General features: G+C 75.2%; 10 protein-coding genes. All 10 read left to right on the top strand.

Features of this window, described 5'->3' with window-relative positions; translation table 11 throughout:
* Positions 1–2 precede the first annotated feature (2 nt).
* The 10 genes from ACFY0I_RS37190 (at position 3) to ACFY0I_RS37145 (ending at position 12,722) form a co-directional block, all read left to right on the top strand.
* Positions 3–812, top strand: coding sequence for a thioesterase II family protein (locus ACFY0I_RS37190; RefSeq protein WP_388904074.1), 810 nt, complete (start codon positions 3–5; stop codon positions 810–812).
* A gap of 42 nt (positions 813–854) precedes the next feature.
* A complete protein-coding gene (locus ACFY0I_RS37185; RefSeq protein WP_388904073.1) occupies positions 855–1,763 on the top strand; it encodes an isocitrate lyase/phosphoenolpyruvate mutase family protein in 909 nt (302 codons plus the stop codon).
* On the top strand, positions 1,760–2,917 hold the full coding sequence (locus tag ACFY0I_RS37180) for a 3-oxoacyl-ACP synthase (RefSeq protein WP_388904071.1): 1,158 nt from the start codon (positions 1,760–1,762) through the stop codon (positions 2,915–2,917). Before ACFY0I_RS37185 ends, ACFY0I_RS37180 begins: the two co-directional genes overlap by 4 nt.
* 1 nt (position 2,918) lies before the next feature.
* On the top strand, positions 2,919–5,276 hold the full coding sequence (locus ACFY0I_RS37175; protein ID WP_388904070.1) for an iron-containing redox enzyme family protein: 2,358 nt from the start codon (positions 2,919–2,921) through the stop codon (positions 5,274–5,276).
* 11 nt (positions 5,277–5,287) lie between these two features.
* A complete protein-coding gene (locus ACFY0I_RS37170) occupies positions 5,288–6,478 on the top strand; it encodes an acyl-CoA dehydrogenase family protein (RefSeq protein WP_388904068.1) in 1,191 nt (396 codons plus the stop codon).
* A 74-nt stretch (positions 6,479–6,552) separates the two neighbouring features.
* Complete coding sequence (locus ACFY0I_RS37165; protein ID WP_388904067.1) at positions 6,553–7,761, top strand: cytochrome P450; 1,209 nt, start codon at positions 6,553–6,555, stop codon at positions 7,759–7,761.
* A gap of 100 nt (positions 7,762–7,861) precedes the next feature.
* A complete protein-coding gene (locus tag ACFY0I_RS37160; protein ID WP_388904066.1) occupies positions 7,862–8,938 on the top strand; it encodes a saccharopine dehydrogenase in 1,077 nt (358 codons plus the stop codon).
* A complete protein-coding gene (locus tag ACFY0I_RS37155; protein ID WP_388904065.1) occupies positions 8,928–10,130 on the top strand; it encodes a saccharopine dehydrogenase C-terminal domain-containing protein in 1,203 nt (400 codons plus the stop codon). The genes ACFY0I_RS37160 and ACFY0I_RS37155 overlap by 11 nt, the downstream gene beginning before the upstream one ends.
* Positions 10,127–11,479 carry an acetyl-CoA carboxylase biotin carboxylase subunit family protein gene (locus ACFY0I_RS37150; RefSeq protein WP_388904063.1) on the top strand — a complete coding sequence of 451 codons (1,353 nt, stop codon included), beginning with the start codon at positions 10,127–10,129 and terminating at the stop codon, positions 11,477–11,479. The genes ACFY0I_RS37155 and ACFY0I_RS37150 overlap by 4 nt, the downstream gene beginning before the upstream one ends.
* Positions 11,469–12,722, top strand: coding sequence for an MFS transporter (locus ACFY0I_RS37145; protein WP_388904062.1), 1,254 nt, complete (start codon positions 11,469–11,471; stop codon positions 12,720–12,722). The genes ACFY0I_RS37150 and ACFY0I_RS37145 overlap by 11 nt, the downstream gene beginning before the upstream one ends.
* Positions 12,723–12,747: the final 25 nt, after the last annotated feature.

Genomic DNA, 12,747 nt, shown 5'->3' with positions numbered 1-12,747 from the left:
TCGTGGTTGCCCCCTCCCCCTGGTTCCTGACCTCCGAGACCGCCGCCGCCGACGGTGCCACGGCCGCCACCCGCGTCTACTGCTTCCCGCACGCCGGCGGCAACCCCCGGACCTTCCTGGACTGGCAGGCCGACCTGGGAACGGACGCGCGGATCCTCGCCGTCTGCCCGCCCGGCCGGGGCCACCGCTTCCGTGAGCCGGCCCTCACCTCCGTCGCCGACCTCGCCGACGGCGCCGCCGCCGCCATCGCCCTCGCCCACGCCACCACCGACCGGCCCTTCCTGCTCTTCGGCCACAGCTTCGGCGCCGCCCTCGCCTTCGAGGTGGCCCGCCGGTTGGACGGCGTACGCGGCCTCGCCGGCCTCGTCGTCTCCGGATGCAGCGCCCCCAGCCTGCTGCCGACCCGCCGCGTCGTCGAAACCGCCCGCCTGGAGGGTCGGGCCTTCACCGAGGCCGTCGGCTTCTTCGGCGGACTGCCGCCCGAGGTCGTCGAGGACGAGGCCGTCCAGGAACTGCTCCTCCCGCCCCTGAAGGCCGACTTCCGGCTCGTCGCCGGCTACCGCTACCGGCCCGCCGCCCCGCTCGACGTCCCGGTCACCCTGCTCAACGGAACCGAGGACCCGCACGTCGACGCGGGCGCCCTGGACGCCTGGGCCCGCGAGTGCGCCACGCCGCCGCGACGGCACTGGGCCGACGGCGGCCACTTCTACTTCGAGGGCCGGCCGGACGCCGTCACCCGCGTACTGCGCCCGCTGGCCCGTGCGGCCGCGACCGCGACACCCGTCGGGGATGGGTACGTTGAGCTGATCTGAACCCGGCCGACGCACCCCGACAGCTCACCAGCGAGGACCCCCATGAACCACGCGGCTCCCTTCGACGCGCCCCTTTCCGAATCCCCGGCCGCCGCCCGGCTGCGGCGTGCCATCGCCTTCCGGGACCTGCACGAGGGCCCGCACCCCTTCGTCGTCCCCAACCCCTGGGACGCGGGATCCGCCCGCATCCTGGCCTCCTTCGGCTTCGCCGCGCTCGCCACCACCGGAGCCGGCCTCGCCCACAGCCTCGGCCGCCCCGACGGGGCGAACCGCGTCGGCCGCGCCGAGCTCCTCGCCAACGCCGCCGCGATCATCGAGGCCACCGACCTGCCCGTCACCGCCGACCTGGAGAGCGGCTTCGGCGAACGCCCCGAGGACGTCGCCGAGACCATCCGCCTCGCCGCCGCCGCCGGCCTCGTCGGCGGCTCCGTCGAGGACTCCACCGGCCGCGACGAGGACCCCGTACGCCCCCTGGAGGAGGCCGTCGAGCGCGTCGCCGCCGCCGTGGAGGCGGCGAAGGGGCTCGACTTCCCCTTCACCGTCACCGCCCGCGCCGAGAACTTCTTCCAGGGCCGCCCCGACCTCGACGACACCATCCGCCGCCTGCGGGCCTACGAGGCCGCCGGCGCCCACGTCCTCTACGCCCCGGCCCTGCCCGACGCGGACGCCATCCGCGCCGTCTGCTCGGCCGTCGACCGGCCCGTCAACGTCCTGATGGGCGGCGCCCTGCCGCTGTCCGTCGCCGAACTCGGCGCCCTCGGCGTACGCCGCGTCAGCACCGGCTCCGCACTGTCGCGCGCCGCCCTCGGCGCCCTCACCCGGGCCGCCCGCGAGATCAGCGAGCTCGGCACCTTCGGCTTCGGCGCGGACGCCCTCCCGTACGCCGAGGCCAACCAACTCCTGGCCGACCCCGCCCCGTCCGCCGACCGAGAGAGCGAACCGGCACCGTGAGCCTTCCGCACGCGTTACCCGCCCCCGTCACCGCCGGCACGGCGCCCGAGGCGCCCCCCGCCGCGCCCGCCGTCCACCTGTCCGCGCCCCGCTACGTGCTCGGCGAACTCCACGACGACCACACCTCCATCGAGGGACTCGCCGAGCGCGCCCGCCGGTTCGGCATGCCGCCCCGTGCCGAACTCTGGGGCTGGGGGAGCGTCCACCGCACCGCCAAGTGCCTGGAGACCCTGGCCGCGGAGACCGTCCGGGCCACCCTCGACGCGGCCCGCGTCGCCCCGTCGGACGTCGACTGCCTCATCCTGTGCTCCACCCGCTTCCCCGGCGGACCGCGCACCCACGGCACCTTCGTGGAGAACGTGCTGGCCGCCACGGGCCTCGGCGCCGCCGCCTTCATCGGACTCACCCTCGGCCGCTGCGCCAACCTCCTGGCGGGCATCCGCACGGCCCAAGCCTACGTCGCCGCGGGCATGTACCGCCGGGTCGTCGTCGTCACCGCCGACCGGGTCACCGACGAGTCCGTCCGCATGGACAACTTCGCCCTGTTCAGCGACGGCGCCGCGTCCTGCCTGGTCGCCGCCGCCCCGATCGGCCCGGACGCGTACGAGATCGTCGCCGGGGCCGGCGCGCAGGACCCGGCCGGCCTCGACTGGTCCAACGAGATCAGCTCCGACCTCGCCCGTGAGGTCAACGACCGGATCCTCGACGACGCCGGCATGAAGATCGGCGACATCCACGGGGTCCTGCACCCCAACCTCTACAAGCCGCTCGTCGTCCTCAAGGAACGCCAGGCCGGCTTCGGCCGCGACCAGCTCTTCCTCGACAACATCCCGCGCGTCGGCCACTGCTTCGCCGCCGACCCGCTGATCAACCTCGTCGACCGGGCCGCGGCCGGCGCCCTCAAGCCCCACGGGCACTACCTGCTGGCGTCCAGCGTCCCCGGCGTCCGCATCGGCGTCCTGCTGCGCCGGATGCCGCCGCCCGCCGGCGCCGCCCCTGCGCACGCCACCGCCCCTGCCCGCGCCGCCGCCCCTGCGCACGCCACCGCCCCTGCCCACGCCGCCACCGCCCCTGCCCGCGCCACCGCCCCTGCCCACGCCACCGCCGCCCCTGCCCGCGCCACCGCCATCTCCGCCCGACGGGAGGGCCGCTGACATGACCGCCGACACCACGGCCGACGCGACCACCGGCAGGGCCGCCCTCGCCGACACCGGGAGCGCCCCCGCCGACGACAGCTTCCTCGACCTGGCCCGCAGCTCCTTCGCGCCCGCCTTCCCGCTGCCCGACCTCACCACCTCGCTGCCCGCCGGCCCCTTCGAGGCCTCCCCGGCCGGCGCCGCCGAAGCGGCCCTCATCGCCGCCGCCCCGCCCGCCGACCTCTTCCGCCGGCTGCTCGCCGACCAGGAGGGCGAGGCCGCCCTGCTCGCCGCCCGTCGCGTCCTCGCCGCGTTCCTCGCCCCCGAGGGCGACCCCGCGGCCGACGACCCCCTCCCCGAGCCGGCCGACGCCGACGCGGTCGCCGCGTACGTCGGCGCCGCCCGCGCCGAACTCGCCGCCGTACTGGCCCCGTTGCGCGAGCACCCCGACCCCGAGGTCCGCGCCGCCGTGCTGCGCCAGCGCGCCCCGCTCACCCTGATCGGCGGCTGCTGGCTCGACACCGTCTCGCAGGCCGCGACCCAGCCCGCCGAGATCGTCGGCCGCCTCTTCGGCCAGCACTGGCTGCTCCAGGGCGAGGGCACCGCCGAGGCCGGCCTGCTGGGCCGCCGCCGGCGGGCGCTCGCCGGGCACGGGGTGTTCCTGCCCGCCGTCGAGGCCGCCGCCTTCCTCGACGCGGCCGGGGCGCGTCCCCTCACCGCCCTGCACGCGGCCTTCCACGTGGCCCTGTCCCGACTGCCCGCCTCCTTCCTCCCCGAGGTCGTCGGCGTGCACTACGCCACCCACGCCCTGGGCCTCGACGAACTCCTGATCGGCGGCGAGCCGATGCTCGCCGAGAGCGACGTACGCCCCGTCCTCGCCGAGTACCTGGCCCTCGCCGCGCAGTCGCCGACCGGCGCCGAGGACCGCCGCCGCGCCCTCGCGGCCGTACGCCTCGTCGTCCGCCTGGAACGCGAGCACACCGCGGCCCTCGCCGAGCTCGCCGCCTGGCACGAAGGGCTCTCCCTCGACGCCAAGGTGGCCCTGATCGTGCAGCGGCACGCCCCGCACGCGGGCCGCCAGCACCGCGCCGTCCGCCTCGGCACCCGCAAGCTGACCGACTGGCTCGACGACGGGCAGCTCGACCCGGCCGCCTTCGTCCGGGAGTTCCGCACCGCCCGCCAGTTGCGGCCCGGCCGCGACGGCGGACCCTGCCGGTTCCTGAAGTCCATCAAGTTCGGCGGCCCCATGTTCGGCATCTTCGACGAGCGCGAAGCGGCCGTCTTCGCGGCCTGGGCCCGGTCCGTCGCCGCCGGCGAACCCGCGGGCGCCGACCTCGTACCGCTCACCGCCGGGGACGAGCCCGCCCGCGCCTGGAGCGGACGCCTGGCCTCGGTCGAACCCGCCGACCTGGTGGTGCGCGAGCCCGACCCCACCCACGACCACCGCCGCTTCTTCCACCGCCTCGTCAACTTCGAGCGCCACCCGAACGTGCTGCCGGCCGCCCGGGCCCGCGCCGAGGCCGGACTCACCGACGCCGAGCTGCTGTTCGCGCACGGCGCCGGGGGAGTGCTCACCGACGCCTCGTACTTCGACTACACGCCCGAAGCCCTGATGGAGCGGGTCGAACGGATCTACCGGGACAAGCTCGTGGACCCGTACGAGCCGCTCACCGAGATCCCCCCGCGCGACGAGGTCGTCTTCGAGCAGTCCACGTACGCCCTGGGCAGCCTCATCGACGGCACCTGGGCCCACCGCGTCGGCAACCTCGGCCGCCGGCACCGGCGCGGCGACGACATGCTCTTCTCCATCTACGCCGACGAGATGGGTCGCGGCGACATGGCGAAGAACCACATCACGATCATCCACAAGGTGCTGGCCAGCATGGACATGGACCTGCCGCACATCCGGCAGGAAGCCTTCCTCCAGCAGGGGGACCTGCCGGACCACCTGTACGGCTTCTCGATCCACCAGATCTGCCTGTCGCTGTTCCCCGACACCCTCTACCACGAGATCCTCGGCTACAACCTGGGCATCGAGATGTTCGGCCTCGGCGCGATGCGGCTGCACGAGATCCAGAAACTGCGCCGGCACGGCCTCGACATCTCCTACGAAGAGGCCCACCTGTCCATCGACAACTTCTCGGCCGGCCACGCCCGCCAGTCCGCCGAGATCATCGTGGCCTTCCTCGACGACGTGCGCACCGCCTCCGGGGAGGAGGCCGTCCAGGGCGCGTGGCGCCGGATCTGGCGGGGCTACGCCTCCTTCGCGCACTTCGTCGAGCACGGCCTGGTGAAGCGCGTCCGCGCCGAGGCGACCACCGCAGCCGCTGCCGCAGCCGAGAACACCGCCCGGACCCCCGCCGACCTGGTCATCTGAGGAGCCTCGCCATGGAACTGACGACGAGTTTCGACCCCGAGGTCCTCGCCCTGCCCTTCTACGAGGACTCCCACCGCCGGCTCGCCGAGTCGGCCGGAGCCTGGTGCGACAGCAACCGGGTGCTGTGGGAGGAGATCCGCGCCCTGGACCCCGACGCCGCCGGACGCCGCCTCGTGCGCGCCCTCGGCGCGGCCGGTTGGCTCTCCGAGCTGGACCCGCGCGGCGCCCCCGTCAACGACTTCCGCGCGGTGTGCCTGCGCCGCGAGGCCCTCGCCTACGCCGAGGACCTCGCCGACTTCGCCTTCTCCATCCAGGCGCTCGCCGCGACCCCGCTGCTGCGCTTCGGCAGCGAGGCGCAGCGCCGCCGCTACCTGCCCGGGATGGCCGACGGCACCCTGATCGGGGCGTTCGCGGTCTCCGAGAAGGAAGCGGGCTCGGACGTCGCCTCGGTCGGACTGGAGGCGGTGCGCGCCGAGGACGGCTCGTACGTGCTCGACGGCCGCAAGGCGTGGATCGCCAACGGGACCATCGCCGACGTGTTCGTGGTCATCGCCCGCACCGGGCAGGGACCCGGACCACTGGGACTGTCCGCCTTCCTGGTGCCCGCGGACACCCCCGGGCTACGGGTCGAACGGATCGACGCCATCGCCCCGAGATCCTTCGCCCACCTCTCCTTCGAGCAGTGCCGGTTGCCCGCCGACGCGCTCCTGGGCCGGCCGGGCAAGGGCTTCGTGATCGCGGTGGACCTGCTGGAGCGGTTCCGCACCACCGTCGGCGCGGCGGCCCTCGGCTTCGCCCGGCGGGCCTTCGACACCGCCCTCGCCCACGTGCTGGGCCGGGAGGCGTACGGGGCCACCCTCTTCGACCTCCAGTTGGTCAAGGCCTCGCTCGCCGACATGGAGGTGCAGCTGAACGCGGCCGCGCTGCTGGTGGCGCGCGCCGCGTGGGAGACCGACCGGGGCAGCCGCCGGTTCGCCCGGCACTCCAACATCGCCAAGGTGCACGCCACCGAGGCCGCCCAGGGCGTCGTCGACTCCGCCGTGCAACTGCTCGGCGCGGCGGGCATCGTGCAGGGCGGCGTCACCGAGCGGCTCTACCGGCAGGTCCGGTCGCTGCGCATCTACGAGGGCACCTCCGAGGTGCTGAGGATGGCCATCGCGGGCTCCCTCGACATGCGTCGGGCGGCCCGCGCCGCCGCCTGACCCGGTGCCCGCTCCGGCGGCGCCGTCCGTACCAACCGCCTGACCCGTACCACCCGTTCAGCAAGGAGTCGGCAGTGAGCACCACGAGCCCCCGGGCCAGTACCGCCCGTCCCGTCAGCCCCGCCCGTCCCGTCAGCCCGGTCGAAGCGGTGAGCCTCCCGGACCCCTACCCCTTCTACGCGCACCTGGTGGCCGAGCGTCCCTTCGCCCGCGACGAGGCGCTCGGGGCCTGGGTCGCCGCCGACGCGGCCGCGGTGCGGGCGGTGTTGGGCAGCGAGGCGCTGCGGGTCCGGCCGCCGGCCGAGCCGGTCCCCGCCGGGATCGTCGGGACTCCCGCCGGCGAGGTCTTCGGGGACCTGGTGCGCATGACGGACGGTCCGGTCGCGGCCCGCCTGAAGGCGGTGGTGGCCGAGGCGCTGGCCCGCGCCGACACCGCCCGCGCGGCCCGATCGGCGGCCCGACACACCCGCGAGGTGCTGGCGGCGGGCGGCGAAGTCCCGTACGAGGAGCTGATGTTCGGGGTCCCGGCCCGGGTGGTCGCCGAGCTCGCCGGGCTGACGGAGGGGGCGGGTCGGGAGGCGGCCCGCGCGATCGGCGACTTCGTCCAGTGCATCCCCGCCTCCGCGACCCCCGCCCAGCAGCGGGCCGCCGCCACGGCTGCCGCCCGGCTGCGCGAACTGCTCACCCCGCCGCTGGAGGGGGCCCGCGCCGGCCGGTCGGCGCGGGCGGGCGACGCCCCCGCGTCCGGGTTGCTGTTCGAGCTGGTGAACGCCGCCGACCGGCACTCCTGGCCGCACCTTGCACCCCTGCTCTCCAACGCCGTCGGCTTCCTGTCGCAGACCTACGACGCCACCGCCGGCCTGATCGGCAACACCCTGGTCGCCCTGGCCCGGGGCGCCGCCGCGCCGGACACCCCGGGGGCCGTCGAAGCGCTCGTGCGCGAGGTGGTCCGGCACGACGCCCCGATCCAGAACACCCGCCGGTTCGCCGCCCGATCCTTCGTCCACGCCGGGTCCGAAGTGGAGCCCGGACAGCAGGTGCTGGTGGTGCTGGCAGCCGCCAACCGGGACCCGGCGGTCAACCCGGACCCCGACGCCCTGTCGCCCGGCCGGGTGAATCCGGCGGTCTTCACCTTCGGCGCGGCGGCCCACCGCTGCCCGGGGGAGGAGCTCGCCGTGGCCCTCGCCGGCGCGGTCGTCACCGAACTCCGCACGGCAGGCTTGAGCACCACCGCGACCCCCGCCTACCGCCCTCTGGCGAACGCCCGGATCCCGCTCCTCTAGCGCGCAGGTACTCCTCCCCCCAGGACGACGCCGCCCCCGTGACCGCGATCAAGGCCGGGAGTCGGTCACCTCCATGCCTTCAGACAGGACAAACAGCAACATGTCGGACACCATTCACCTCTGGATGCGGCACGAGGCCCGTGCCACCGAACGCCGCGCCCCCCTCACCCCCGAGGACGCCGGCCGCCTGGTGGCCGAGGGCATCCGCATCACCGTCGAGGAGTCGGACCAGCGGGTGTTCCCGCTCGCCGACTACGCCGCCGCCGGCTGCGCCACCGCCCCGACCGCCTCCTGGCACGAGCAGGCCCCCGACGACGCCTACGTCCTCGGCCTCAAGGAACTGCCCGCCGGACCCGACGCGCCCGCCCTGCGCCACCGGCACATCTACTTCGGCCACGCCTACAAGGGCCAGTCCGGAGCCCGCGAACTGCTCGCCCGCTTCACCGCCGGCGGCGGCGCCCTCCTCGACATGGAGTACCTCACCGACGGAGCCGGCCGCCGCGTGGCCGCGTTCGGCTACTGGGCCGGGTACGTCGGCGCCGCCCTCGCCGTCCTGCACCACCGCGGCGCCCTCACGACCCCGCTGCGCCCGACGGACCGGCCCGCCCTGGACGCCCTGCTCGCCTCCGGAGCCACCCCCGGCGACCCCACCACCGCCCTCGTGATCGGCGCGCTCGGCCGCAGCGGCCGCGGCGCGTGCGACGCGCTGACCACCGCCGGCCTGGACCCGACCCGCTGGGACCTGGCCGAGACCCACGACCTCGACCGCGCCGCCCTCCTCGGCCACGACCTGATGGTCAACACCGTCCTGACCACCACGCCCGTACCGCCGTTCCTGACCAAGGCCGACCTCGACGACCCCCGCCGCCGGCTCTCCCTCGTCTCCGACGTCACCTGCGACGTCACCTCCGACTGCAACGTCCTGCCGGTCTACGACGAGACCACCACCTGGACGGAGCCCGTCCGCGCCCTGCGCGCCGGCCCGGAGCGGCCCCTCGACCTGATCGCCATCGACAACCTGCCCTCGCTCCTGCCCGTCGAGGCCGCCACCGCGTTCTCCGCCGAACTCGCCCCCCAGCTCCTGCGCCTGGCCGCCCCGGCCGACGACGTCTGGGAGCGCGCCCTGCACACCTACCGGACGGCCGTCCGAGCCCAGGAGGATCCCCTTGTCCGCTGACCAACCCGCGACCGCCGCGCCCGCCGCGGCCGCGGCGTCCGGCACCGTCCACTGGATAGGCACCGGCCTGTCCACCGGCCGCTCCGGCCTCTCCCTCGTCTGCGAACGCGCCCGACGGGTGGTCCTGTGGGACCGCACCGCCGAGCGCGGCGCCGCCCGCCTCGCCGCCCTCGGCCTGGCGGGCCGCGCCGAGGTCCGCGCGTTCACCCCGGCCGCCCTGGCGGCCGGGGTGGGCCCCGGCGACGTCCTCGTCTCCATGCTCCCGGCCGGTGAACACGCCGAGCTGCTGCGCCTCGCCACCGACAAGGCCGCCCACTTCGCCTGCACCAGCTACGTCTCCCCGGAACTCGCCGCACTGGCCGGGGAGGCCGCCGACCGCACCCGTACCGTCGTGCTCACCGAGGCCGGACTCGACCCCGGCATCGACCACCTGCTGGCCCACGACCTGGTGGCACGGGGCCGCGCGGCCCTCGGGGAGATACCCGCGACCGCCGTGTTCACCTCCTACTGCGGAGGCGTACCGGCGGTCCCCAACCCCTTCCGCTACCGCTTCAGCTGGGCCCCGTACGGGGTCCTCGCCGCCCTCGGGTCCCCGGCCCGGCACATCGAGGCCGGCGCCGAGAGCACCGTCCCGCGGCCCTGGGAGGCCACCCGCTCCCTGACCCTGGCGGGCGAGGAGTTCGAGGCCTACCCGAACCGCGACAGCCTCCCCTTCGTCGCCCAGTACGGCATGCCGGACCACTGGCGGCTCGACACCTTCGTCCGCGGCACCCTGCGCAACGCCGGGTGGCACACCGCCTGGAAGGAGGTCTTCGACACCGTCTCCACCGGGGACCAGCGGGCCGTCCGGGCCCTGGCCGGCTCGCTCGCCGCCCGGTACCCCACCACCCCCGCCGACCGCGACCGCGTCGTGCTGTCCGTCGCACTCGAACTGCGCACCCCGGCGGGCCCGTCCTGGCGCGGCTCCCACCTGCTCGACCTGACCGGCGACGCCGAGGAATCCGCGATGGCCCGCTGCGTCTGCCTCCCCGTGGCCTACGGCGTCACCCGGATCCTGGCCGGCGCCCTCCCCGCCGGACTCAACCGCGCCGCCGCGCCCGGCGACACCGGCCGCTGGCTCGCCTTCCTCGGCGCCCACGGCCTGGGCGGCGCCCTCGAAGAAACCACCACCCCGTCAGGAGTCCCGGCATGACGCAGCCCGTCCGCCTCCCCGAAACCCCCGCACTGCCCGAGGCGTTCGTCCTCACCGGAGCCTTCCGCGTCGTCTGCCGCAACCCCCGCTACCTGGAGGAACTCGCCGCCCGCGGCCTGCGGATCCTGCTCATCACCCCCGACACCAACCGCGACGCCGTCCGTCGGGCCCGCAAGGACCCCGAGCACCCGGCGTCCCTGATCGACGAGATCGCCTACGTCGACGGCTCCCTCGACCTCGACGGCTCCTTCACCCCCGGCTTCGTCGCCGCCGCCCGCGCCTGGCGCGACCGCTACACCGTGCGCGGCGCGTACGCCGTCGGCGAGACCCTCGTCGAGCAGACCGGCCTGCTGTGCGACGCCCTGGGCCTGCCCGGACCGGGCCTGCGCGCCACCCGGGTGTGCCGCAGCAAGTACCTCCAGCGCTGGTACCTGGAGGAGTTCAGCCCCGCCACCCTCGTCCTGCCGCCCGGCGCCCGCGAGGACGCCGACCTGACCGCCCTGCGCTACCCGGTCGTCGCCAAGCCCGCCACCCGGCACTCCAGTTCGGGCGTCGTCGCCGTCGCGGACGCCGCCGAACTGCACGCCCTGCTGCCGCAGTACCCCGAGCACGAGACGCTGATGATCGAGGAGAAGGTGACCGGCCAGGAGTACTCGGTCGAGTCGCTGGTCCAGCACGGCGAACCGCTCTTCACCTCGGTGACCCGCAAGGAGACCACCGAGTCCGGGGACCGGACCTTCGTCGAGCTGGCCCACTCCGTCCCCAACGCCCGCACCGGCGAGGACGAGGTCCTGCTGGCGGCCAACCGCCGGATGCTGGCGGTGCTCGGCTTCCGCGACGGGATCGCCCACGCCGAGTGGCGCATCGGCGAGGACGGCGAACCCCGCCTGATGGAGGTCGCCGCCCGCACCCCCGGGGACGGCCTCGTCGCCCTCTACCACCTGGCCACCGGGCAGCCCCTGGAGCCCGAGATCGTCCGGATCGCCCTCGGAGAGGGCGCCGGCTACCCGCCGCCGCGCCGCTTCACCCGCCAGGTCTACCTGGAGCACGAGGCGGGCTGCCTCGCCGACGTGACCCTCGACTGGCCCGGCGTACGTCCCCAGTGGGTCGGCGAGGCCGGCACCTGGCCCGAGTGCGCGCCCGGCGAGCCCGGCGACGGGCCCGCGCTGCGCGCCCTGCTCGTCCTGAAGGAGGCCGGCGCCCGGCTCCAGCCGCTCGCCTGCTCCGACGACCGGGCGGTGACCTTCCTGATCGACGCGCCCACCCCGGACGGGCTCGACGCCCTGGAACGGGCCGTCCGGGCCGCCGTCACCGTCGTCGTCGACCCGGAGGACCCCGATGAGCACTGACGTCCGGCCCGCCGAAACGGAACGGGAAGCCGCTGCGCCGGCCCCGGCCCCCGGGGTGTGGATCACCTTCAAGGAGGCCCCGAGCGCGGTGAAGACCGTACTGGCCGGGGTGCTCGTCAACCGGCTCGGCGGCTTCCTGCACGTCTTCCTGGTCCTCTTCCTCACCGCCGAGGGCCACTCCAAGGGCCGCACCGTCATCGCGCTGGGCGTGTACGGGGCGGGGGCCGTCGTCGGCTCGCTCGTCGGCGGGACCCTCGCCGACCGGCTCGGCATCCGCGGCGCCACCGTCCTGTCCATGAGCAGCACCGCCGTGCTCACCGCCGCCCTGCTGTACCTGCCCGGCTTCCTGCCGCTGCTCGCCGCGATCGCCCTCGTCAGTCTGGGCGCCCAACTGTTCCGGCCGGCGTCGGCCACCCTCCTCGCCGAACGGACCGACGGCGACCGGCAGATCATGATCTTCGCGATGTACCGCTTCGGACTCAACGTCGGAGCGACCGCCGCGCCCCTGCTCGGCTACGCGCTCTACCACGCGGGCGGCCGGACGTACACGCTGCTGTTCTGGGGCGAGGCCGCCCTCGCCCTGGCCTTCGCGCTGGTGGCCCGCGCCACCCTGCCCGCCCGGACGAAGTCCGCGCCGGGCGCCGGGCGAGCGAGGGTCCCCGTGGGGACCGGCGGTTACGGCGCGGTCCTGCGCGACCGCCGCTACCTGCTCTACCTCGTCGCGGCGTTCTTCCACTCCGCCGTCTACATGCAGTACCTGTCCACCCTGCCGCTCTACATGGCGGAAGCCCGGATGGCGCTGTTCTGGTACACCTTCGCCGTCGCGCTCAACGGCGTCATCGTCATCGCCTTCGAGCTGCTGGTCACCAAGGTCTCGCAGCGCTGGCCCATGAAGATCACCATCGGCCTGGGCTTCGCCCTCGTCGGCGCCGGCGTCGCCTGCTACGGACTGCCGATCGGGCCGGCGGCCATCGTCATCGGCACGCTCGTCTGGTCCCTGGGCGAGATCCTCGGCGGCCCCGCCGTCTTCGCCTACCCGGCCAACGCCGGTCCCGAGGCGCTGCGTTCCCGCTACATCGGCAGCTTCCAGTTCGTCTTCGGCCTGGGCTCCGCCCTCGGCCCGATGGCCGGCACCTGGCTCTTCCTCCAGTTCGGCTCGCTGGTCTGGCCGCTGGTCGGCGCCGCCTCCCTGCTCGCCACCCTGTTCGGCCTGATCGCCGTCCGCACCCGCCCGGCCGCGTAGGCCCGGTGTCGCCACCCTCCCCCCT

Origin of the sequence: Streptomyces sp. NPDC001568 (assembly GCF_042893755.1) — a bacterium.
GTDB lineage: Bacteria > Actinomycetota > Actinomycetes > Streptomycetales > Streptomycetaceae > Streptomyces.
The sequence above is the reverse complement of the archived record's forward strand: the minus strand, read 5'-3'. Positions and strand labels throughout refer to the sequence as shown.